The following is a 21,724-nucleotide window of genomic DNA, read 5'->3' as shown; positions in this document are numbered from 1 at the left end:
TCTACAACCAGCTTGATCAAGTTACTTGAAGATTTTCATCTTGCTGCGATCAATCAGTGAGATCTTCCGGCACCAGACGTAGTTCTTCCGAATCCAATTTGGCTTGGATCTGGCGCAGCACGGTGTCGTCGATGTGTTCCTCATCGCGCAGGCGCACCACCGTGGCACGTTTTGTTTCCAGGATCTCCAGGCGTAGCGCCGTGTACTGCCGGTCGCGGAGCACCTCATCATCAACATCCTCCGAGGTGCTTCCGCCTGCACGGAGCACGTAAAGATGGGCGAGGTACTCATCCCGGAGTCGCCCTGTCACCGGGGCATCGGTACCAAGCCGAGCAGCAACCGCGTCGAGGGCTTCAAGAGCCTCCTCGGTGGCGGCAGTCAAAGCGAGCAGCCGCTCTTCCTCAAGGCCCGCATCGTGTGGCAGGGACGCCCACCGCACCACGATCGGCAGAAGCATCCCTTGCACAACGCTGGTCACCACGATGACACCAGCAGTGACGAAAACTATCAAGTCGCGGTCAGGGAACGGTTCCCCGGAGGCCAGGAGCAGTGGGACCCCGAGGGCGGCCGCCAGAGAAACGGCCCCACGGAAACCAGCCACACCGCTCACAATCCTCGCCCGGGCACCCATTCGGCGCAGGCGCTGGGCCGGGCGGCGATCCAGCAGGCGGATGGCATGTGTAACAGCAAACAGGAAGGCAATGCGGACCACAATGAGCGCAATCGAGATGATGCCAACCAAGCCCAACCCGCGAAGTATGAGTCCGGCGTCGAGGGCCCTGGTAGCTACCTGCAGTTCGAGCCCTACGAGAACAAATAGGGAGGCGTTGAGCAGAAATGTCGACAAACTCCAGAAGCCCTGTGACTGCCGGCGGGTTGCGGCCCGGCCCCGGCGCGGTGCGGCTTGGCTCATGATCAGCCCGGCCGTAACAACTGCAAGCACGCCAGATGCTTCGATGGCCTCGGCCATCAGGTAGGCGGCAAAAGGCGTCAAGATCGTCAGCACCGTCTCCTGCAAAGGATGATCAAGCCGGGCACGCAGGCGGATCACGAGCCAGGCAATGACCGTGCCGATCAACACGCCGCCCCCGTAGGCAAGAACAACAAGCCAGGTGACGTGCAACGGCGCTAGTGCTTCGGTTCCGAGGGTGTAGGTGACGGCGATGCCGTAAATGACAAGGGCCGTTCCATCGTTGACGAGGCTCTCGGCGCGCAACAGCGTTACATGCCGGCGCGGTAGGTTCCGCGTCAGGGCACCCACTGCCGTCGCATCAGTGGGTGCCAGTGCCGCGCCGAGAACCCACGCCGGACCCCATGGCACGCCACATAGGTGAGCAATGACAGCCAGTACGCCCGCGGTCACCACCACCAACAGCGTGCTGTTCAGCAGGATGCCACGAAAGTTTGCGCGGATTTCACGCAGCGACGTGGTTAAGCTTTCCCAAAACAAAAGTGCAGGCAGGAACAGGAAGAGCACCACTTCCGGGGGTAGAGACACCCCTCGTAAAACAGGAACGAAGCCCAGCAGCACCCCGCTGATCAACAACAGCAGTGGCGGTGCGATGTGGAGGCGGCGGGACAGTCCGCTGCACACCATGATGGTCACCCCTAGAATGACGACGATCTCAAGTCCGAGCATGTTCTCACCCTTCAACTAAAGGGGCGTCATTGCCCGCGTGACGACTGGGCGCCATCTGGATCCCAGGCCACAATGTGGATACCTATATGAAACCACGCCCACCCCACGTCGTGACCGGTGTGAGGAGACGAAGATCATCCCTGAAAAATGCGCATTCCTGCAGCTGTGTGGCAATACTGGAATAATGTCGAAAAGTGTTTTTCCGCCCCTGACAGCACTCCTGGGGCGTTCAATCAGGCAGTTATGCATCCTGCCCCTGCGCTACTGGTTTCTCCTTGGCAGCATGTATACCGTTCTGGCTGTTTGGGTCAGCCCGCTCATTTCCCGACTCCTGTTGGCGGCCGTCCATCAGGCCGGGCTGGATACGGTCACGGATCGCACGATGAGCACGATATTTACCTCGCCAGTGTCCCTTGGAATCCTGGCAGGTACCTTCCTCATTGTCTCCGCTGCGACCCTGCTTTCCTTTGCAACAATGCTGATCATTGCTGATCTCCAGTTCACGGGGCAGCCGCCCTCAATCACAGCGGTTGCCAGGCGCCTCCTTCGGCTGGCCAAGAAGGGATATCGACCCGGAGCCCTCATCATCGCCGCTGAGCTAGCTCTGCTCGCCCCTTTGGTCGGTTACACACTCTTTGCCCCGGTCACCGGAAATCTCGGCATCCCGCCGTTCATTGGCCGTGAATACATGAAGACTCCGCTTTCGGCGCTGCTGTTGATCTCTGTCGCCGCGATTGTCGTTGTGATTATCTATGCATCCATCCTCACCATGCCCTTTGCCCTGGTGCGGAATCAGACTCTAGGACGCAGCTTCATTGATAGCGTGCGCGCCATTCGCCAAGGCGGCATCAGGCTGGCCCTGGCCTTCGCAGTTGCCGCGCTGGGGGCAATCCTGCTCTCTCGCGGCGGCGCCTGGCTGCTCGGTCAGGCCGTAGATGCCTTGAACTCCAGATTCGATCACACGACACTTGCAGTCACTGCAGCCACGTTGGTCTTCACCTTTTTGTCTCTTGCTACGGCCCAAGGTTTTGCCAACTTGTTTGCCGGCGAAGCCCGCATTTTCTACAAGATGCCGTTTGTTTCAACCGTCACCGGCTTCAATGTTCACGCGCCCCTCGCTCGCGGCACAGATGTTCGTTCCGCGTTGCGTACGGCCGTCGTAATCGTCCTTGTCTGCAGTACGGGAGCCGCGGCGATCCAGCCAGCCGTGGCAACCACCCAAGTTTCCGAGACAGCCCCTTCTTCGAGCGACCAAGAACAAGCGCTCGTGATCGGGCATCGTGGATATGACTCCGGTGGGGTGGAGAATACCCTCGGTGGTTTGGTGGCTGCCGGCGTGATGAAGACGGACCTGGTCGAGGCTGACTTCCAGCAAACCTCCGACGGCGAATTTGTCGCCAGTCATGACACGAACCTCCTGGTACTGGCCGGAAAGAACCAGAACATCTACGAAATGACCGCGGCCGAAGTCACGGCAACAACCGTGACCATGAAGGGCCATAGCAGCACGATTCCCACCATGACGGCCTACGTTCAAAAGGCGCGCGAAATTGGTATGCCGCTGCTGATCGAGCTCAAGGTGACCGGCCATGAAAATCCCGGCTACGTTGAAGACTTCCTTGCCGAACTAGACGCCGCGGACGGTTTCAATGGCAACATTTTCCACTCACTGAACCCGGCCGCCGTCGAAAAGATCAAGATTCTACGCCCCGATCTGAGGGTGGGACTGACCATCGGCCTGCTCTACGGCCAGCTGCCAACCACCCCCTGCGATTTCTACGTCATTGAGCAAGCGTCCCTGACCCCGGAGATGATCGAGGCCGCACATGGGCAGGGCAAGGACGTGTACTCATGGACGGTCAACGGTGAGCTCAGCATGCGCGCGCTCCTGAGATCCGGCGTCGACGGGATCGTCACAGACCGCCCCGATCTTGCCCAGGCCAACCGCGACGAGCTAGCACCCGGCACCGACTATGTGGAGGGCGATGTCCGGAACCGACTGCTGCTCGAATCAAGATCCCGCCAACTCTGATCCGCGGCCGCCGGCAGCAATGCCGCTACTATGAATGTGGCATGAATTGGCCGCGAGCACGCCCCGCTTTGACACCCCAGCATGAAAGCAAAATCATGAATCCTTCACGCATGAATGTAGAGTCGTTCAACCTCGATCACCGCTCCGTCGCAGCACCATACGTGCGGGTTGCCGATCGCAAGGAACTTCCGCTCGGCGACGTCATTACCAAATATGACGTACGTTTCACCCAGCCGAACGTGGCCCACCTGGAGATGAAAGCGATTCATTCGCTCGAACACCTGTTTGCTGAATGCTCGCGAAACCATTCAAGTTCGGTCATCGATTTCTCCCCCATGGGTTGCCAGACGGGGTATTACCTCATTCTCCAGGGTGAGCCCAACATCCCCTCCGTACTGGACCTGATCGAGGCCACACTGACGGACGTTTTGCAGGCCACCGAGGTGCCTGCCGCCAATGAGGTTCAGTGCGGGTGGGGCGAAAACCACTCACTCAGTGCCGCTCAGGATGCGGCGCGGGACTTCTTGGCGAAGCGTGACGAGTGGGAGCAGGTTTCGGCTTGAGCACCATTGAAGTAAGCACCACTGAAGTCATTGTTATTGCGGCCATGGAAGAAGAAATTGCACCGTTTCTTCAGAAGGCCACGGCGGTCGGCGAGCCCGTTCAGGTAGGTAACTCCATCCACCGCAACGTGGTTATCAACGGCGTGCAGACGTTACTGGTGCAAGGCGGGATCGGTCTGGTCAACGCGGCTGGCGCGGCAACGTCCGCGCTCCTCCTGGCAAATCCAGACTCCCCTGAAGCACTCCGCCCGCTGGTGATCAGCGCCGGCACCGCCGGTGGCTTGGGTGATTCCGTCAGGGTGGGCGATGTTGTGGTGGGAACTGACAACATCAACGCCAATGCCGATGCACGCGCCTTCGGTTATCAGCTCGGACAGGTCCCGGGCATGCCGGTGTCCTACCCGGTCCCGCAAGTCCTGCTGGAGATTAGCTCGGTCGTGGTGCCTGAGCATCGCTCAGCTGAGACCTTGCACCAAGGATTGCTGCTCTCCAGCGATTCTTTCGTAGACCAGGAACGTTCCTTGGTGGTCAAGGACCTCTTTGATCAGGTACTGGCTACGGACATGGAGTCCTCGGCGATCGCCCAGACCTGCCACGTCTACGGCGCTCCGTTCCTCTCTATCCGTGGTATCTCCGACCTCTGCGGTCCCGCGTCCGATGCCGACTTCCTGGTCCACGTGGACGACGCCGCTGAACGTTCGGCGGAAATCGTTATGGCGGTCATCGCCGCATGGGCGGCCGCGGGCTCTCCCCGGGCCGTCGCCCCATAAGCCAAAGTCCCAAGGTCTAGAGGGAGCCGGTCAGTTCACGCTGACCGGCTCCCTCATTTTTTAACTAAACCCGGATAGCTACCCCCAGCTGCCGCCATGCTCGGCGAGGATGGCTCGACGATCACCTTTTCCGCACGTCGCCAACGTCGTCGAAGATTACCGTTGACTACGTAGTCAATGGTGTGATTGAATTCATGTCAGATAGATTGACTACGTAGTCAAAACCACTGGAGGCACATCTTGCAGCACATCGGCGCAGCAGCGAACCAATCACCCAAACCTGGGTCGCGTGTGTCCATGATGGATATTGCCCGCCATGCTGGTGTTTCACAGAAGACGGTTTCCAGAGTTGTCAATGGAGAAGCCCACGTATCGCCTGATGTAAAGGCCAAGGTTCAGCAATCCATCGACGAGCTTGGGTTCCGTCCCAATGCAGCAGCCCGCGCCCTTGTGACACAACGCTTCAAGCGAATTGGCATGGTCACCATCGGCACCACGCTCTTTGGTCCGTCTTCGATACTTAGCGGTGTTGAAGCTGCGGCAAAGTCTGCGGGATACTTTCTCAGCGTGGTTCGCACCAGCGATGGAACACCCGCCCAGATCCAGCAGGCCATCGACCAACTGGTGACACAGGGAGTGGACGGAATCATCTTGTCCGAACCGATCGACGTTGGCCATCCGGTCATGGATGTCCCGGCGGGATTGCCTGTCCTGAGTTTCGATCAACCCTCGTCCATAGCCCGTGACCACGAACTGGTGGTCGGCCTGGATGAAAGTGCAGCGGCACGAAGCGCAACAGAGCATCTGCTGGCACTGGGGCATGAAACCGTGTGGCACATTGCCGGCGATGAGAACTGGGCCGCAACCCGGCGCCGAGTTCAAGGCTGGCAGGAGGCGTTGAGTGACGCTGGCGCGGCGGAACCGGCCATCATCTACGGGGACTGGTCTCCGGCGTCGGGCTATGCCGCAGCGCAGTCACTGCTAAACCGCCCTGACGTCACGGCCATCTTTGCAGCCAATGACACCATGGCCGTCGGAGCCATGCGCGCCTTTCAGCTGGCAGGGCTGAGGGTTCCGGCGGACGTGAGCATCGTTGGATTTGATGACAGCCCCGAATCCGCATTTCTCCACACACCACTGACCACTATTCGTCAAGACTTTGACGAAGTAACGCGCCTGGCCGTGCACCGCTTGATCCGCACGATCGAAGGCCATCCACCAACTACTTTGCACCGATCCGTCCCCGCGCAACTCATCATCCGCGAGTCAACCGCCCGACGGTCAACCGAACGGCATCACATCCGTTCCATCTAGACGGCTCCCCCGCCGTTCCCATCAAGCGACTCATCTAAGAGCCGTTCCCTCTCAGCACCACTACTGACACTGGAGTCAACCATGCCCAAAAACATGCCCAAAATGGGTGAAGACGCATGAAAAAGAGCCATTTGAGCCGTCGAGACTTGCTTCGCATCGGGACCATTGCGGGAGGTTCTTCACTTCTTGCAGCGCTCGTGGGCGGCTGCGGAAATTCCAGCCCAGCGGCCGTGAATGGTGGCGCCGTGGACCTATCCATGTGGACCCACGATGACGGGTACATCAAATTCTTCGAATCCTCGCTGCCGGCAGTCAATGCAGGCAGCAAGTTTTCCACCGCTTTGGCTTTCACCAAGATCGGTTCCAGTGACATTGTCACCAAATTGATTGCCCAAGCCGTTGCCGGCCGCGGAACACCTGATGTTGCCGGACTGGAAATCGGCCAATTTGCCAGACTTCTCAACGGAGACTTGGCCGATGAGTTACTCGTGGACCTTTCCGATGTTGCCGCCGAATTCGGAAACGACCTGATCCAGGCTCGAACCGCACCCTTCTCAAAAAACGGCAAACTATTTGCCTTGGACTCCGACACTCCCTTGGCTGTCTACTACCACCGAGAGGACCGATTCCGTGAACTTGGCATTCCCACGGATCTGGCCACATGGGAAGAACTGGCCCAAGTGGCGGGCCAGGCGAACAAGAAGCATGGGGTTTCCTTCGGGGCCCTGGCCACGGGAACCGATTTGCCCCAAGTGGTTCAGAGCTTCCAGATCCCCCTCGTTCAACGTGGAGGGAACCTCTTCGACAAGAACGGTGAGCTGACCATTGAGACTCCGGAAGCCGAAGAAGTCCTAAGCTTCCTGTCCAAATCGGTGCAGTCCGGCGTCTACACCACGGTCTCTGATTACTACGGTGCAGGCATGCAGGCCGCCTTGAAGTCCAACAACCTCTTGGGCGTGGCCATGCCATCCTGGTACGCCGCCTACGGCATTGTGCCCAACGTGCCGGAGCAGACAGGAAAGTGGAGGATCCGGGCCCTGCCACAATTCAGCGGCGGCGGAGGGCGGACATCCGTTGGTGGCGGTACCGGATTCGCGGCGGTCCGAGGGAAGGCCAACTCAGTTGCCGCCGTCGAACTTATCAAGGTCGCCTACCTTTCCAAGGCGCAACAAGTTCAGCGCTATAAGCAGCTGGGCTATTTGCCCACATTGCGCTCGGTGTTCGACGACCCAGAGCTGCATGCACTTGGAAACGAGTACTTCGGCGGACAACGACTCTTCGAGGTTTACAGCGACATCATCGATGACGTTCCCGAAATCTACCAAAGTGGCAATCAAATGATCCTCAACACAGTTCTCAGCGGATACCTGTTGCGTGCCTACAACGGTGACCTCACTCCTTCACAGGCACTCACAGCCGCAGCCCGGGACTTCCGCGGCCAGACTCGAAACTAAGGTCACCCCCATGTCAACACTTGCCAAGGAACGTCCACTTGCCCGACGCGCGGAGTCTCCCTCCAGCCGGCGCCGCCCCTACAAGGCCGGTGGCCGCATCGCCCCCTACGCCTTCATCGCTCCGTTCTACTTTCTATACCTGCTCTTCATGATTGTGCCCGTCATGGCAGCGGTGGTACTGAGCCTGACCTCGTGGGTTGGCCTGGGAGCCCCCACCTGGGTTGGACTACGCAACTACAGCAACCTCCTCCAGGACACCAGTTTCGGCACGGCCCTGACCAATTCATTGGTCTATGTTCTGGTGGCAGTCTTCATTGTGGTCCCCGCAGCCCTCATGATTGCGCAAGCCCTGCATGCCAAAGGACTCAAGGGTCGGGACATGTTCCGTTTGGCGTTCTTTGTGCCCATGGTGCTGTCCCCGATCGTGATCGCCCTCGTCTTTTCCTTGCTCCTAGATACGAACTATGGACTTCTCAACGCCGTCTTGAAAGCACTCTTCGGGGTTGGCGATATTGACTGGTTGGGAACCCCGGATCTTGCCCGAATGGCAGTGAGCTTCGTGCTGCTCTGGCGCTGGGTGGGTTACCTAACCATCTTCTTCCTGGCCGGACTGCAATCAGTACCTGCCGAACTCTATGAAGCAGCGGAGCTCGATGGCGCAGGCATGGTGCGAAAATTCACCACCGTCACCCTGCCGGCACTTCGCCCCGTGACAGCATTCGTCGTTGTCACGTCCTTCATTAGCGCTGCGCAACTGTTCGACGAGCCGTATCTGCTCACCAAGGGTGGGCCCGGAGAATCAACCTTGAGCGTCGCCATGTTTATCTTCCGCGCCGCGTTCGAACGCCAACAATTTGGATATGCGGCTGCCGCCGGCATCATCCTCTTTGCCCTGGTCTTCACTGTGAGCCAAATCCTTAACCGCGCCCTGTCGATCGGCAAAACGTCATGACAACAACTTCTGCACTGACCCCAAATTCCTCCACCGCACCAGCCAATGGCCTGAGGAAAAAACCTGGCAAGAGCGGATTCATTGCGCGCCGCGGCCTGCTGTACTTGACCCTCACCGCGCTCCTGCTTGTGTTCGTGGCCCCCTTGTTTTGGGCCCTGAGCGGATCCTTCAAAAATCGCGGGGACATCTTTGCTTCTCCCCCAAGTCTGATCCCCAACCCATTCACGGTGGAAAACTACACCACGCTCCTGAATACCCAACCATTCTGGAACTGGTTCTTTATGAGCGTTGGCACAGCACTCATTGCCACCATCATTTCGGTCTTTGTCTGTTCCTTGGCAGGGTATGCGTTCGCCAAGTTCGATTTCCGGGGCAAAAGGATCCTGTTCAACATCATGTTCAGTTCCTTGTCCGTACCCTTTGCCGTGATCCTGGTCCCGCTATTTATCCTTGTCGTCAAGACTGGACTGTCTGAACCGTGGTTCGCCTTGATTGTTCCTTGGGTAGCACCCGCCTTCGGGATCTTCATGATGCAGCAGTACATTGTTCAGGCCGTTCCCGACGAAATCATCGAGGCCGGCCGAATCGATGGCAACAGTGAATTTGGCATCTTCTGGCGGCTGGTCCTTCCGCTGCTGCGGCCATCCCTTGGCGCACTCGCAGTTTGGAGTTTTCTGCAGACATACAACAGCTTCTTGTGGCCGCTGGTCTTGGTCTCCGACTCTAACCAGTACACGCTTCCCCTTGGGCTGAACATCCTCTTCGCTGCCGAGAACCGGTCCTTTGACCTGGTCCTGGCAGGATCCGTGCTCGCCTCAATACCGACCATTTTGGTCTTCTTCCTCCTCCGCAAGCAACTCCTTGATGGCCTCTCCGCAGGCGCAGTCAAGGGCTAAGAAAGGCAAGTAATCCTTATGTCTACTTATCAGGACCGCGTCCTCTTCGGTGCGGCGTACTATCACGAATACCAGCCCACTCCCCGACTCGAACGAGATCTCGACTTGATGCAGGCGGCGCACTTTAGCGTCATCCGCGTTGGCGAGTCTGTGTGGTCAACGTGGGAACCCGAAAACGGCGTCTTTGACCTCGACTGGCTCTTGCCCGTCCTCGATGGCGCCCATGCCCGTGGCATCAGCGTCATCCTCGGAACGCCCACCTACGCCGCACCTCCGTGGCTGGCGCGGCTGTACCCGGAAATTAATGTTGACCGCCGCACCGGAGCCCCCATGGGGTGGGGTGTGCGCCAAGAAATTGACTACACCCATCCGGCGTTCCTCTTCCACGCCGAACGCATCATTCGCAAGATTATGGAACGTTACGCCAACCATCCTGCCGTCATCGGTTTTCAGGTCGATAACGAACCCGGAAATGAGATCTTCTACAACCGCGGGGTTTTCCAGCAATTTACCGATGCCCTACGCCAGCAGTACGGGACCGTTGAGGCCCTTAACGAAGAATGGGGCCTCACCTACTGGTCACACAGATTGTCCACGTGGGCTGACCTTTGGACGCCTGATGCCAACGCTCAACCACAATATGCCCTCGCCTGGCGTCGATTCCAGGCCCAGCTCACCACCTCGTTCATCAGCTGGCAGGCCGGCATTGTGCGTGAGTATTCCAACGATGAACAATTCGTGACCACGTGCATCTCCTACGAGCGGCCCGCGGTCCAGGACGAAGAACTAACCAAGCACCTGGATGTCACTGCGGGCAATCCCTACTACCGCATGCAGGACCAGCTTGCGCTTCCCGCCACCAGCGATGGAAACCAGTCGTGGACAACCTCGGGCACTTGGTCCCTGTACGCCACAGCGGATCGAATGTTTGCCTCAAAGCAGTCACCATTCCTTGTCACCGAAACAAATGCCCAAGCCATCGGCATGCCGTGGAACAATGAACCGGCCTTCGATGGCCAATGGCGCCAGACTGCGTGGGCGCTCGTGTCCCGCGGGGCGACAATGATCGAATATTGGCACTGGCACACTCTTCACTTCGGCGCCGAAACATATTGGGGCGGCGTTCTGCCGCACAGCGGAGAACCCGGCCGTGTCTACGCCGAGGTGGCCCGGATCGGCGCAGAATTTGCCGCAGCCGGCGAATTGGTTGCATCGCTGACCCCGGACAGTGATGTTGCCATCATCTATTCCAATGATTCAAAGTGGGCGCTTTCGGAGTTCCCACAACTCAATCACGACGGCGAACCCGACCGCAGGTCCTTCCAATCCATCTTTGACTCCTTCTATCAAGGCGCCTTCGACGCCGGACTTCAAACCCGGATCATCCACGGCTCCCAGCTCACTGAGAGTTACCAGCCTGCGGTTTTTGCCGCGTCTCACCCGGTGCTCGTCGCAGCTGGATTCTCCATTGCCAGCAACAAGCAGTTGGAGTGGCTGGAAAATTATGCCGACGCCGGTGGGCACCTAATCGTGGGTATCCGCACCGGTTACGAGGATCACGAAGCCCGGGCGCGGACGGACCGGAAGCCGGCGATTCTCTCTGACGCCGCGGGAGTTTGGTACGACGAGTTCAGTACCATCAACACCACGTTGCCCGTCGTGTCCGCCGGAGAGGCGATCCTTGAAGGCAACGCAACCAGGTACATTGACGGACTGCAAAATCTTGATGCGCAGGTTCTGGCAACGTACAAACACCCGCACTTTGAACGCTGGCCGGCCATCACCACCCGCCCCCACGGCAATGGCAGAGTCTCCTATGTGGGCACCGTGCCGGATGCTGCGCTGGCTAAGTCATTCATGACCTGGGCTGTCAATAAGTCCTCGCAGCCTGCAGCAAAGGACTGGAAGCCTGCCATCGACTCGCAGACATCAAGCAGTGCCACCTCGGCCAGCGGAACCAAAATACGCTTTATCCACAACTGGTCATGGGAGCCAAGCACCTTCACTGTCCCGGTCAAGGTTCGTGACCTGGTCAGCGCTGAAACATTTGAGCCGGGTGAGGAGCTTTACCTGCAGGCTTGGGATGTGAGAATCGTGGCGGAACTCTAGTACTCGGGCTCACGGAGGCTGCCCGATGCCCAAACGGCCCGGCGTACCGCCCCACTTCCTAGGGTGGCACGCCGGGCGGTTGTGCACAAGGCTTGCGAACTCTAGCTGATCCTTCGGCGGTAGATGCTGTTCGCGAAGGCGTAGGCCACGGCCAGGATTCCAACCAGCCAGGCCAATGCAATCCAGATTCCGCTGCCAACGGGCTGTTGGGCAAACATTGCCCGGAGCGTGTCGACGACGGCTGTCACAGGTTGGTTTTCGGCGAACCACGCTACCGGTCCTGGCATTGAATCCGTCGGCACAAACGCCGAGCTAATGAACGGCAGGAAAATCAGCGGGTAGCTGAAGGCACTCGCGCCGTCGACCGTCTTGGCAGAAAGTCCGGCGATCACCGCGATCCAGGTCAGGGCCAAGGTGAATAAGACCAGGATGCCGGCAATCGCCAGCCAGAGTGCCAGGGACGCGCCGGTGCGAAAGCCCATGATGAGGGCCACGCCGATGACGATCGCCACCGAGACCACGTTCGCGGCCAGTGAGGTCAACACATGGGCCCAGAGTACGCTCGAGCGCGCAATCGGCATGGATTGGAACCGTTCGAAGATGCCGCCTTGCAGGTCAAGAAACAACCGATAGGCCGTATATGCGACACCGGATGCGATGGTAATCAGCAAGATTCCGGGAAGCATGTAGTTGACATATGACTCATCAGATCCCGTGTTGATCGCTCCCCCGAACACGTAGACGAATAGCAGCATGAGCGCAATGGGAGTGACGGCTGTGGTGATGATGGTGTCCGGGCTGCGCAGAATGTGGCGCAGCGAGCGGCCGGTGAGTACTGCGGTGTCACCAATGACGTGGGTGCTCATCGTATTTCCTTTCCTGCGCGGACTGAACCTTCGGCGCGGTAGTCTGTGCCGCCGTCGGAGGTCCCTTTGTCCGAAACGAGAGCCAGGAAGACTTCCTCCAGTGAGGGCTGCTTCTCGACGTACTCAACCTTGGCGGGCGGGAGGAGTTGCTTGAGTTCGGCGAGGGTGCCGTTTTGGATGATCGCGCCCTGATGCAGGATTGCTATCCGGTCTGCCAAGTGTTCGGCCTCGTCCAAGTACTGCGTGGTGAGCAGCACCGTAGTCCCGCCCTTGGCAAGTTCCTTGACCGTTTGCCACACCTCAATGCGAGCCTGCGGATCGAGTCCGGTGGTCGGTTCGTCGAGGAAGATGACTGGCGGGTTGCCGATCAAACTCATCGAAATATCGAGCCGGCGTCTCATGCCACCCGAGTAGCTCCCAGCCTTGCGGTTCCCTGCCTCGGTGAGTGAGAACCGGGCCAGCAGCTGGTCGGCAATGTCACCCGGATTCTTTAGGTGCCGCAGCTGTGCGATCAGGATCAAGTTCTCCCTGCCCGTGAGTACCTCATCAACGGCCGCAAACTGACCGGTCAAGCTGATGGATTGCCGTACTTCGCTTGGGTTGGTGGCGAAATTGAAGCCGTTGACGGTAGCTGAGCCTGCATCGGCCTGGAGCAGGGTCGACAAGATGCGCACCAGCGTGGTCTTGCCTGCCCCGTTGGAGCCAAGCAGCGCAAAGATGCTGCCCGCTCGCACGGTGAAGTCGACGCCCCGCAGCACGTGCAGGTCCTTGAACGACTTCTCGATGCCCTCCACCCGTATGGCGGGTTCGAGGGCCTGGTCTGTGGTCATGTCAGTTTCTCTCTTCTTGTCTTTACGCTTAGTCTGCGGCGCCGTCGATGGTGTCAGTCAGGCGCTTGCGCTCCTTGTTGATCCATTGGCCATCGGAATAGTTCTCGATGAAAGTTTCGGCAAAGTCAACCGGGTCGTCCCCGACAATCTCCCTGATGGGGGTGCCATCGGCAGCCGCGCGCTCAATGAGGTCGATGAGGTCCTCAAGCATCTGCATGAAAATGTCGCCCTTGACGATGGACCCGGCATACATGAAGTAGCGCTCGAGTCCCTCGATGGTGGTCCGGTAGTTTTCCGGAAGTGTTGCCTTGCGGGCCTTGTATTGGCGCCAACGTTTCTTGTCCTCGAACGATCCGGTGAGCTTTTCAATCCATTCTGCAGCCATGATCATTTTCCTTCTTCCTGTGTGTTTTTGATGATCTCGTGGAGATGGTCAATGCGTTCTGAGAGAAAGCTCCACGTCTTCCAGAATTCCTCGAGGTACTCGCTCCCTTCGGGGTTTAGCGAATAGACCTTTCGAGGCGGCCCCTTTTCTGAGGGAACCTTCGCAACGTCCACGAAACCGCGTTGTTCGATCCTGACAAGCAAGGCATATACCGTGCCCTCAACGATCTCGGAGAAGCCTTGATCTCGCAGCCGGGCCGTAATTTCATATCCGTACGCTGGTTTGATCGCAAGAATGGCCAGGATGATGCCCTCAAGTGTCCCCTTGAGCATTTCCGTTCTTTGCTTGCTCATGGAACCCTCCTTTCACTACTTGGTAGTATTGACTACCAGTAGATAGTAACACCGAATAGTGACGGTGCAACAGGGGTTCATGAACGGAAATGCGAGTTCGACTTAATAGGTCAAATGACCTAAATTGAAGACATGACCGATCTTCTGAACTACTCGCCCACCGGCCCCATTCTTATTGTTGGTGGCTACGGCACCGTAGGCAGCGCCCTCGCACGGCTTTGCGCGCCCGCATGGCCCTTGCTATTGACCGGACGAAACCCGGCAAACGGGGCAGATCTTGCCGCCGAGCTTGGAGCCACGCTCAGACGCTGGGATGTCAACGATCCAGCGCCTTTCTCCGCCTCGGCCAGAGCCGTCATCAGCACCGTCAACGACCCCCACGATCGAGTCCTGGGGGCGGCAGTGCGTGCAGGCATTCCCTACGTCGATGTCACCCGCTGGACAAGCCGAATGACGCGAGCAGCTACCGCGGCAACGCTCCTGCGGCCGAGCGCACCAGTTCTCTTGTCGTCAGGGTGGATGGGCGGCATCGTAAATATTGTGGCGGCTTCTCTTATCGGCGAACTCGACGGGGCCCAGAGCATGGATATCGCCATTAGGTACGACGTCGATGACCGCGCGGGCGCCGACTCGGTGGACTTCATCGACAGACTCGGGCAAGACTACGAGGTGCGTCGCAATGGGACCCTCGCAATGGTTAGCCCACTCTCGGATGCTCGCTGGGTTGAAATTGGTGGATACCGCACCAAGGTGGCCCGGCTGGATACGCCGGAGCAGCTTACCCTCCCGCTCACTTTGGGTGTGGAATCAGTGACCACTCGAATCGGCTTTAGTTCCAACGCCTCAACCACTGCCTTGCTCGCCGCCAGAAAACTCGGATTCTTCCGCTGGGGCCGTGGCGAGCGATGGACCGGCCTGCGGCGTTCACTCCTCTATTCCCCGGGACAGGGCGGGAGCGCGATTATCCGCATCGATGCCCACGGCATTGAGGAAACTCGATCGGTGACTATTGCCGATCCCTTGGGCCAGGCACATTTGACGGCACTGGGCGGATACCTTGGCCTTCAGCAAGTTCTAGGGGCTGGGGCGGCTGCCGGGGTGCTCTTCCCTGAATCCAGGGATGATCTTGCCGACGCCCTTGCCCAGTTGCAGGTCCACAATGTATTGGTACTCGCGGCATGACGGCCACGAAGGGTGAATTGCGAAGGGCTTCCCTACTCGATGCCGCGGAGCACGTACTTGTCACATTGGGCAATGCGAATGCCACGATGCGAAATATCGCCGCGGAGTCCGACGTTCGCCTTGGGCATTTACAACACTATTTCCCCACACGATCCGCCCTCATGCAGGCAGTGTTGGAACGTGTCCTGGAACGATTCTTGGCGTCGATGCAGGAGACTACTGGGGTTGCCATCGGCGTTGGCACTGAGGGGCCCATTACCCGCGAAGAAAGTGGCAGGATCTTCGGCTCGATGATGCAACAGCAGCAGGAGCCAGCTACGGTCCGGCTATACGTTGAAATCTGGGCAATGGCGGCCTCGGACACCGAGACAGCGGCCGTTCTTCGGGACTTTTACGTGCAGTATTCGCACTACGTTGAACACATCGTCAAGCGGGCGCAGCCTGAAATGACGGCCAATGTGTGCCGAGCCAGGGCCAACGCCATCGTTACACTTTTCGAAGGGGCGGCAATCGTTGGAGCCGGCTTTGCCGGGCTGCGTTCTGCAGAGACGGATATCGAATTGTTGAACGTTGTCCAGGGGCTCATGCATGAGCCAGAATAACTGAACGCCCACTCGTTGGTATTCACCCATCTTCGACCGGCGCCCGACAATTATTGCAGTAGTCCTCGGTACATATTGCCTAAGGCAGGCAATTCTTTTTCAGGGCTCTGGCTCATACCCGATGAGCCAGTGCAGCCCGTGGCGATCAATCACCTGCCCATCAGAGGCACCCCAGGGCTTCGGGGAGAGGGGGTCCAAAACGTCACCGTCAACCGCGAGCTTGTCGAACCACTCATGAAGGGTGGCTGGTTTGGCGGTTCCCAGCAACGAGAGCCTGAGGCCCTCCAGGCTGACACTTTTCTCACCGGAAGCTGCATCCGACCCCGCCAAAGCAACGACACCATCCAAGGTTCCATGGGCAATGGCGTTGGGCGGCCCGTCGAGACGGCCAAAGTCCTGATACGTGAACATTGAGACGGTTCCTCCGAAAACGTCCGCATAGAAATTGAGCGCCTCACGCGCCGTACCTGGGAAGCTGACATAAATCTGGAGTGCAGTCATTTCCACAGCCTACAGAATCTCATGGTGGGAGCCACGGGTTGATAGGCGAAGTGGATTCGTGCGCACCCGGGCACCGGAGCGTCCACGACGTCGGGCAATCCTGTGTGTTTCCCCATGAAGGCCCGGAAGGCTCTCAGCTGCCGTCACGCAGGTCACCGGGAGCCGTCAGGGTCAAAGTGATGTCCTCGAAGGTGGCCACGCACGTTTCTCCCATGGGGGCCTGGGACAGGAAGCCAACATGTACGGACTTGTCTGTATCCAACCGGAAGAGTCGAACAAACCACCACTGCTGGCCGTCTTGGGAGGCATGGAATGCCCATCCCGGCCCAACGCGACTGACGCGGAGGTAGCTCCATCGCTCAAGGACCATGGATGAATTGCAATCGTCTGAGAACCCATTTGTTACGACACTGACAACCATGGCCTGCCCTTGCGGGGAATACTCAAAGCAGAGTTTGGCCCAGTGTTGTGGACTGGACCAAAGGCTGATTGCACCTGCGTCAAATGTTGTCCGCGAGGTTTCGACGCCCACCTTGGCTGAGAGTGAAAACGCCTCCGGTGCAATGAATCCCAGTGCCGAAGCCGCGTGTTGTGACGCACCGCCGAGGGAGTCATTACTCCAATCGACGCCGGGTGCGGCAGTGAGCCTTAGTACCCTGGAGGATTCGTCATAGGTGGCGTGACCGGGTGCTGGCTCCCAGCTCAGGGGCGGCAGTTCGCTAATGGTGGGCTGCATTCAGCTACTTTCTTGTGCCTCGGATTTCAGATTGTTGTCCATGCCACATTGGCACGGCACAGATATCCTGTGCAACGAGATGACGAGGCATGGCCTCAACCCAAGGACCTGCCCCGAACATGTTCAAACACGAGGTTTGTCTGCGTACCCGCTACGGCCGGATTTGAGGAGAGGTGTTCCAGGACGAACTGCCGGACGTGTTCGGTATCGCGGGCCGTGACGTGGAGGAGAAAATCATCTGCCCCGGCAAGCACAAAGAACTGGGAAATTTCCGGAACTGCACGGAGTTCCTCACCAAATGCCTTCATAAGGTGCCTGGCTCCGGGACGCAACCTCACGCTGATGAGGGCTTGCAGCGACCGCCCGAGCGCCTCAGGGTCTACATCAATGGTGAATCGCTGGATCACTCCCGAATCCCGCAATGCCTTCAAGCGTGCCAAGCACGTGGAAGGCGCTATCCCCAGGGCATCGGAGAGGGCCTGGTTGGTTTGGCGCGCGTTGGCAGTCAAGAGCGAAAGCAATTTGTGATCGATTGCATCCAATTCCGGCCGCAGTTTCTTCGGTTCCAGCATGTCTACGCCTCCTAATTTCTGAAGAAAACTTCCAATAAGTTCACCACTTCCGTAGATTCTACGCAGACTATGGTGCCTACTGGTAGAAACTGTAAATCTTGGGACACAAAAGTATCGCTTCTTCGAAAGGCAGCCATGATCATCTCAGTTCCCAAAGAGATCAAGAATAACGAGTTCCGGGTAGCCATCACCGCCTCTGGCGTTCAGGAACTCCGAGCCGCCGGTCACCAGGTTTTGGTAGAGGCCGGGGCAGGAATCGGATCAGGCATCAGCGACCAGGAATACTCAGTGGCCGGTGCGCAAATTCTCGCCGAAACCGGCGAGCTCTGGGCCCGTGCCGACATGGTCATGAAGGTCAAGGAACCGGTAAGCACCGAGTTCAGCCACTTCCGCGAAGGTCTCATCCTCTTTACGTACCTCCACCTGGCAGCTGAGCCTGAACTTACCCGGGCCCTCATCGACGCCGGCGTGACGGCCATTGCCTATGAGACTGTTCAAGCGGCCAATCGCTCATTGCCACTCTTGGCTCCGATGTCAGAGGTAGCTGGCCGACTGGCAGTGCAGGTTGGTGCGACCTCCCTTATGGCACCTGCCGGCGGCCAGGGCATTCTCCTCGGCGGCGTACCCGGAGTCCGCCCGGCCAATGTTGTTGTGTTGGGAGCCGGTGTTGCCGGAACCAACGCGGCCGCCATGGCCATGGGATTGGGAGCCGATGTCACGATACTGGATATCAACATCGGCCGACTGCGCGAGCTCGATGCCCAGTATCAAGGCCGCCTCAAGACTGTGGCCTCCAACGGCTACGAGGTTGAGAAGTCCGTGCTCGATGCCGATTTGGTGATCGGATCAGTTCTGATCCCCGGAGCCAAAGCTCCCAAGCTGGTCAGCAATGAGCTGGTATCCCGAATGAAGCCCGGATCGGTGTTGGTGGATATTGCGGTGGATCAGGGCGGCTGCTTCGAAGACAGCAAGCCCACCACGCACGAAGACCCAACATTCAAGGTTCACGACACCCTGTTCTACTGCGTGGCCAATATGCCCGGAGCCGTGCCGAACACGTCAACGTACGCCCTAACAAACGTGACCCTGCGCTATGCACTCGCCCTGGCCAACCTTGGCTTGAAGTCAGCCCTGGAAAGGGATTTGGCTCTTGCTGCCGGGCTCAACATTATGGCCGGGCAAGTAACGCATGCCTCTGTGAGCGACGCTCACGGGCTGCCACTGGCACCGTGGCACGATCTAGTGGCTGCTTAGCTCAAGGCACACTGCTTGCGGGGCCTACTGCCCGCAAGGTCTTTGGGCCGGTCCGGGGCTTCACTGTGGAAGACCCGGACCTGCCTTCAAGAGACTCCCGCACTTAACGAGGTGGCTTCGTTCTTGGCCAAAGCAGCGTCAGGAATCGGGTTCGGACTCGTCACCAGAACACAATCCGTGCCGCAGGGCAGCCAGAATCCGCTGCAGGTCCAGTCCAATGGCGGCACCCGCGGTGAATGCCTCCGCCTCGCTCCCGCGCCCGTGAGAAACCGCAGAGTTGAAGGCCTTCAGGATGTCCCCGGCCCTGTCCAAACTGGCAGGAATCGCGGTTCCCTCCTCCCAGGCCCGCAACACCCCCGCCGTAGCATCCAAGCACAAGCTCAACGGTTGCCGCAGCTCGGTACCTAGGCGCAACTCCAGTGGTCCATCCCAGATAGTCGCGGCAAGCACCTCCGTCAAATCGCGAATGTGGTATGCGATTTTTTCCAGAACGGCCAGGTCTTCGAACGATTGGGCAACGACTTTGTGCCGCGACCGCCTGTAAGCTCGCGGGTTTCCGCGGTGGCTCTCCCCCGCCGTGGCAACAGCCCTGCGGATCTCGACGACGACGTGGTCCATTTCAAGTTGACGGCCAGCCCAATCTTCATGTTCGGGTGGCCAATGCTCGACGAGGGCCTTTGCCGCATCTTCAAGTTGGGTGAGGAGAACCTTACGGCCGAGTGATATTCGATCACGGGCGGCATCGGACTTGAGTGGAGGAAATATGGTGAAGTTCACCGCCAGCCCCACGAAAACTCCGAGCGCCATTTGAACCCCATACCCCAGAGAGAAGGTGTCGGCGTTCTGGCCCCCAATGATCAAAACCAGCAAGGTCGCTACCGGTACATAGTCTCTGCCGGCACCCAACCGGGGCAGACCGGCCAACAGCATCCCCAACCCCACGGCTAAGGAGATTGAGAGGATGTTGGGTCTGCCCAGCAAGAGCACCCCCGTGGCCAAGGCGATTCCGATCAGCACGCTCGCTAGTGTCTGCAGTCCCAACCGCACCGAACCCATGAAGGTGGGGTACATACTGACCAATACCCCCAGCGGCGCGTAATAGGGGTATTCGTCGACAGTTCCTGGCATGAGGGGGGCCAAGACCCAGGAAATCCCGACAGCCAAGGCGGTCTTGGCAGCCAACAAAGCCCGTTGGCCGGTCGCCGAGGATGTCACCCACTTTTTCAGGTCCTCCATAGATCTCCCTCACTTCAGAGTCAGACGCCTATTCTCCTACCGGGTTGGACAGTTGGGTACGGGTGGCTCAACGACAGATCGCACTATCTTGTGTCGATGTCGTCGACATTCCACGCTTCACCATCCCATTGGATATTTGTCGCAAGTGGCAGCTGGTGTGAGGCACTCTCAACAATATGCATCAGATATCCGGCAGTGTTCGGGAAGGCAACAAAGTCTCCGGCGCCGACTCCGGCGGGAAATTCGAAGCGGCGTCGTAAGAGCAGTTCCTCCTCGATGCAGTATGCCCCCACAAGAAATCCGCTACCGTAATTTCTCTCCCAGCGCGGATGTTCCGCGTGAACCAGCACAGGGTCGACCAAGAAGTCAGCCGATGTTGACCGGCATTGTGTTCGATTCATGTGAAGGCCAATCAACGGCACTCCGTCGCTGCGGTCCTTTGTGAATGCGACTTCCGCGAGAGTCATCCCGCACCCGTCAAGCAGTGACCTGCCCGGCTCGCAGCGAAGCTGAATCTGAGCAGACCGAAGTGAAGAGCCAATCGACGTTGTTCCGGATCCGGGCACAAAGTCAAGTATCTGGCGCAGCCATTCGCCCCGGACCAGACCTTGATGGTATGGGTAAACACTGGCCGTCGGAGATCCTCCAGATGAACCGAGCCTGTCTGATTTCCAGGTTAGGGTCTCATCACCGACCGGCAATTGTTCCAGAGATGACCAGAAATCCTCCCATTGCGATTCGTGGCTCAAATACGACATGGGTATGCCGCCTCCCATGTCTACAAATGTTGGTTCTTGGCCCTTGTCGCGTAAGTCCTGAATCAAGCCGAGCGCCTCAGTTATGCCATGGGCGCGTGCCACAGCATCGTATCCGTTCAAGTGGAAGTGAACACCAGCCACTCTGACACGCGCTCCCATCTCGACATCGGACAGAGCTTCCAACCACTGGGATGCGATCAACCCAAAGCGGGTGGCCGGGATTGCAGGATGGGAAACGGCGAGGCGCAGAGCCACGGTTACGTCGTCGATGGAATCAACGGCCAGGTCAATGATGTTGCGCAGCTCGTCACGGTTATCCACGCTGATGGTGACTTGCGACGCTATGGCCAATTGCAGAAGTTCCGTTGACTTCACTGCCGCGGTGAGTATTATGCGGTCAGCAGGGACCCCACGGTCAAGGCATTGATGCAGCTCATTGAGACTCGCAACATCGACGCCGCATCCCTCCCGGATGGCGTGGTCGATCGCAGCCATGGTCTTATTCGCCTTGCGCGCGAAATAAATTTGGAAGTCAATGTGGTGCTCCGCTGCCGCGGTGCGCAACTCCTGAACGTTGCGTCCCAGTGCGGTGAACTCATGAAGATTCACGGGAGATCCATATGTACTGACCAGTTCACGGCAGAGAGCCGGGCTGTTGACTAGCTCCTCCATCCAAGGCTCCAGCCGTGCAGTTAGCCGGGCACTTCCAAACATTTTCTC

At 58.6% G+C, this 21,724-nt stretch carries 21 protein-coding genes; 11 read left to right on the top strand and 10 right to left on the bottom strand.

Annotated features, from left to right (window positions below; translation table 11 throughout):
• Window positions 1-49 precede the first annotated feature (49 nt).
• Window positions 50-1,639, bottom strand: a complete 1,590-nt coding sequence (locus BLV41_RS06305) for a Na+/H+ antiporter (RefSeq protein WP_074713143.1) — start codon at window positions 1,637-1,639, stop codon at window positions 50-52.
• 184 nt (window positions 1,640-1,823) lie between these two features.
• Between BLV41_RS06305 and BLV41_RS06300 the strand changes: the two genes are divergently transcribed.
• The 8 genes from BLV41_RS06300 (at window position 1,824) to BLV41_RS06265 (ending at window position 11,729) form a co-directional block, all read left to right on the top strand.
• Window positions 1,824-3,671, top strand: coding sequence for a glycerophosphodiester phosphodiesterase (locus tag BLV41_RS06300; protein WP_074711038.1), 1,848 nt, complete (start codon window positions 1,824-1,826; stop codon window positions 3,669-3,671).
• A gap of 110 nt (window positions 3,672-3,781) precedes the next feature.
• Window positions 3,782-4,234 carry an S-ribosylhomocysteine lyase gene (locus tag BLV41_RS06295; protein WP_425284258.1) on the top strand — a complete coding sequence of 151 codons (453 nt, stop codon included), beginning with the start codon at window positions 3,782-3,784 and terminating at the stop codon, window positions 4,232-4,234.
• Window positions 4,231-5,004, top strand: coding sequence for a 5'-methylthioadenosine/S-adenosylhomocysteine nucleosidase (gene mtnN, locus BLV41_RS06290; RefSeq protein ID WP_244516765.1), 774 nt, complete (start codon window positions 4,231-4,233; stop codon window positions 5,002-5,004). The genes BLV41_RS06295 and mtnN overlap by 4 nt, the downstream gene beginning before the upstream one ends.
• 297 nt (window positions 5,005-5,301) lie before the next feature.
• Window positions 5,302-6,318, top strand: a complete 1,017-nt coding sequence (locus tag BLV41_RS06285) for a LacI family DNA-binding transcriptional regulator (protein ID WP_139244232.1) — start codon at window positions 5,302-5,304, stop codon at window positions 6,316-6,318.
• A 116-nt stretch (window positions 6,319-6,434) separates the two neighbouring features.
• Window positions 6,435-7,772 (top strand): ABC transporter substrate-binding protein, encoded by a 1,338-nt coding sequence (locus BLV41_RS06280; protein ID WP_074711036.1) that lies wholly within the window; start codon window positions 6,435-6,437, stop codon window positions 7,770-7,772.
• 10 nt (window positions 7,773-7,782) lie between these two features.
• Window positions 7,783-8,724: a carbohydrate ABC transporter permease gene (locus tag BLV41_RS06275; RefSeq protein WP_074711035.1), complete on the top strand. Its 942-nt coding sequence runs from the start codon at window positions 7,783-7,785 to the stop codon at window positions 8,722-8,724.
• On the top strand, window positions 8,721-9,620 hold the full coding sequence (locus BLV41_RS06270; RefSeq protein ID WP_074711034.1) for a carbohydrate ABC transporter permease: 900 nt from the start codon (window positions 8,721-8,723) through the stop codon (window positions 9,618-9,620). The genes BLV41_RS06275 and BLV41_RS06270 overlap by 4 nt, the downstream gene beginning before the upstream one ends.
• Before the next feature lie 18 nt (window positions 9,621-9,638).
• Window positions 9,639-11,729 (top strand): beta-galactosidase, encoded by a 2,091-nt coding sequence (locus BLV41_RS06265; RefSeq protein ID WP_074711033.1) that lies wholly within the window; start codon window positions 9,639-9,641, stop codon window positions 11,727-11,729.
• 101 nt (window positions 11,730-11,830) lie between these two features.
• On the opposite strand, the gene BLV41_RS06260 is transcribed toward BLV41_RS06265, so the two are convergent.
• Genes BLV41_RS06260 through BLV41_RS06245 form a run of 4 tightly spaced genes read right to left on the bottom strand, consistent with a single transcriptional unit; the run spans window position 11,831 to window position 14,163 of the window.
• Window positions 11,831-12,595 carry an ABC transporter permease gene (locus tag BLV41_RS06260; RefSeq protein WP_044570166.1) on the bottom strand — a complete coding sequence of 255 codons (765 nt, stop codon included), beginning with the start codon at window positions 12,593-12,595 and terminating at the stop codon, window positions 11,831-11,833.
• Complete coding sequence (locus BLV41_RS06255) at window positions 12,592-13,425, bottom strand: ABC transporter ATP-binding protein (RefSeq protein WP_074711032.1); 834 nt, start codon at window positions 13,423-13,425, stop codon at window positions 12,592-12,594. The genes BLV41_RS06260 and BLV41_RS06255 overlap by 4 nt, the downstream gene beginning before the upstream one ends.
• A 28-nt stretch (window positions 13,426-13,453) precedes the next feature.
• Window positions 13,454-13,810, bottom strand: a complete 357-nt coding sequence (locus BLV41_RS06250; protein WP_074713141.1) for a DUF1048 domain-containing protein — start codon at window positions 13,808-13,810, stop codon at window positions 13,454-13,456.
• A 2-nt stretch (window positions 13,811-13,812) separates the two neighbouring features.
• Window positions 13,813-14,163 (bottom strand): PadR family transcriptional regulator, encoded by a 351-nt coding sequence (locus BLV41_RS06245; protein WP_074711031.1) that lies wholly within the window; start codon window positions 14,161-14,163, stop codon window positions 13,813-13,815.
• Between the two features lie 132 nt (window positions 14,164-14,295).
• Here BLV41_RS06245 and BLV41_RS06240 point away from each other — a divergent pair, with 132 nt between their 5' ends.
• Together BLV41_RS06240 and BLV41_RS06235 are read left to right on the top strand one after the other, a co-directional pair.
• On the top strand, window positions 14,296-15,345 hold the full coding sequence (locus BLV41_RS06240) for a saccharopine dehydrogenase family protein (RefSeq protein WP_074711030.1): 1,050 nt from the start codon (window positions 14,296-14,298) through the stop codon (window positions 15,343-15,345).
• A complete protein-coding gene (locus BLV41_RS06235) occupies window positions 15,342-15,947 on the top strand; it encodes a TetR/AcrR family transcriptional regulator (RefSeq protein ID WP_074711029.1) in 606 nt (201 codons plus the stop codon). The genes BLV41_RS06240 and BLV41_RS06235 overlap by 4 nt, the downstream gene beginning before the upstream one ends.
• Window positions 15,948-16,046: 99 nt before the next feature.
• On the opposite strand, the gene BLV41_RS06230 is transcribed toward BLV41_RS06235, so the two are convergent.
• The 3 genes from BLV41_RS06230 to BLV41_RS06220 all read right to left on the bottom strand — a co-directional run bounded on the left by BLV41_RS06230 (window position 16,047) and on the right by BLV41_RS06220 (window position 17,756).
• Window positions 16,047-16,448, bottom strand: coding sequence for a VOC family protein (locus tag BLV41_RS06230; protein ID WP_074711028.1), 402 nt, complete (start codon window positions 16,446-16,448; stop codon window positions 16,047-16,049).
• A gap of 133 nt (window positions 16,449-16,581) precedes the next feature.
• On the bottom strand, window positions 16,582-17,184 hold the full coding sequence (locus BLV41_RS06225; protein ID WP_074711027.1) for a DUF1349 domain-containing protein: 603 nt from the start codon (window positions 17,182-17,184) through the stop codon (window positions 16,582-16,584).
• 95 nt (window positions 17,185-17,279) lie between these two features.
• Window positions 17,280-17,756 carry an Lrp/AsnC family transcriptional regulator gene (locus BLV41_RS06220; RefSeq protein WP_074711026.1) on the bottom strand — a complete coding sequence of 159 codons (477 nt, stop codon included), beginning with the start codon at window positions 17,754-17,756 and terminating at the stop codon, window positions 17,280-17,282.
• A gap of 135 nt (window positions 17,757-17,891) precedes the next feature.
• On the opposite strand from BLV41_RS06220, the gene ald reads away from it, so the two are divergent.
• Window positions 17,892-19,010 carry an alanine dehydrogenase gene (ald, locus tag BLV41_RS06215; protein WP_074711025.1) on the top strand — a complete coding sequence of 373 codons (1,119 nt, stop codon included), beginning with the start codon at window positions 17,892-17,894 and terminating at the stop codon, window positions 19,008-19,010.
• A 138-nt stretch (window positions 19,011-19,148) separates the two neighbouring features.
• Here ald and BLV41_RS06210 read toward each other — a convergent pair whose 3' ends face one another.
• Entirely contained in the window at window positions 19,149-20,246 is a 1,098-nt protein-coding gene (locus BLV41_RS06210) for an FUSC family protein (protein WP_074711024.1), read from the bottom strand.
• Window positions 20,247-20,329: 83 nt separating this feature from the next.
• A complete protein-coding gene (locus BLV41_RS06205) occupies window positions 20,330-21,613 on the bottom strand; it encodes an alanine racemase (protein WP_211481610.1) in 1,284 nt (427 codons plus the stop codon).
• Window positions 21,614-21,724 lie beyond the last annotated feature (111 nt).

Source organism: Arthrobacter alpinus (genome assembly GCF_900105965.1).
GTDB lineage: Bacteria > Actinomycetota > Actinomycetes > Actinomycetales > Micrococcaceae > Specibacter > Specibacter alpinus.
Note: the sequence above shows the minus strand (reverse complement) of the source record. Positions and strands in the feature narration are given on the sequence as shown.

Coding starts and splice junctions, on each gene's coding strand:
- BLV41_RS06275 (WP_074711035.1), top strand. CDS start 7,783: ATGTCAACACTTGCCAAGGAACGTCCACTTGCCCGACGCGCGGAGTCT.
- BLV41_RS06265 (WP_074711033.1), top strand. CDS start 9,639: ATGTCTACTTATCAGGACCGCGTCCTCTTCGGTGCGGCGTACTATCAC.
- BLV41_RS06270 (WP_074711034.1), top strand. CDS start 8,721: ATGACAACAACTTCTGCACTGACCCCAAATTCCTCCACCGCACCAGCC.
- BLV41_RS06280 (WP_074711036.1), top strand. CDS start 6,435: ATGAAAAAGAGCCATTTGAGCCGTCGAGACTTGCTTCGCATCGGGACC.
- BLV41_RS06255 (WP_074711032.1), bottom strand. CDS start 13,425: ATGACCACAGACCAGGCCCTCGAACCCGCCATACGGGTGGAGGGCATC.
- BLV41_RS06285 (WP_139244232.1), top strand. CDS start 5,302: ATGATGGATATTGCCCGCCATGCTGGTGTTTCACAGAAGACGGTTTCC.
- BLV41_RS06250 (WP_074713141.1), bottom strand. CDS start 13,810: ATGGCTGCAGAATGGATTGAAAAGCTCACCGGATCGTTCGAGGACAAG.
- ald (WP_074711025.1), top strand. CDS start 17,892: ATGATCATCTCAGTTCCCAAAGAGATCAAGAATAACGAGTTCCGGGTA.
- BLV41_RS06210 (WP_074711024.1), bottom strand. CDS start 20,246: ATGGAGGACCTGAAAAAGTGGGTGACATCCTCGGCGACCGGCCAACGG.
- BLV41_RS06245 (WP_074711031.1), bottom strand. CDS start 14,163: ATGAGCAAGCAAAGAACGGAAATGCTCAAGGGGACACTTGAGGGCATC.
- BLV41_RS06220 (WP_074711026.1), bottom strand. CDS start 17,756: ATGCTGGAACCGAAGAAACTGCGGCCGGAATTGGATGCAATCGATCAC.
- BLV41_RS06225 (WP_074711027.1), bottom strand. CDS start 17,184: ATGCAGCCCACCATTAGCGAACTGCCGCCCCTGAGCTGGGAGCCAGCA.
- BLV41_RS06295 (WP_425284258.1), top strand. CDS start 3,782: ATGAATGTAGAGTCGTTCAACCTCGATCACCGCTCCGTCGCAGCACCA.
- BLV41_RS06305 (WP_074713143.1), bottom strand. CDS start 1,639: ATGCTCGGACTTGAGATCGTCGTCATTCTAGGGGTGACCATCATGGTG.
- BLV41_RS06235 (WP_074711029.1), top strand. CDS start 15,342: ATGACGGCCACGAAGGGTGAATTGCGAAGGGCTTCCCTACTCGATGCC.
- BLV41_RS06240 (WP_074711030.1), top strand. CDS start 14,296: ATGACCGATCTTCTGAACTACTCGCCCACCGGCCCCATTCTTATTGTT.
- BLV41_RS06230 (WP_074711028.1), bottom strand. CDS start 16,448: ATGACTGCACTCCAGATTTATGTCAGCTTCCCAGGTACGGCGCGTGAG.
- BLV41_RS06260 (WP_044570166.1), bottom strand. CDS start 12,595: ATGAGCACCCACGTCATTGGTGACACCGCAGTACTCACCGGCCGCTCG.
- BLV41_RS06300 (WP_074711038.1), top strand. CDS start 1,824: ATGTCGAAAAGTGTTTTTCCGCCCCTGACAGCACTCCTGGGGCGTTCA.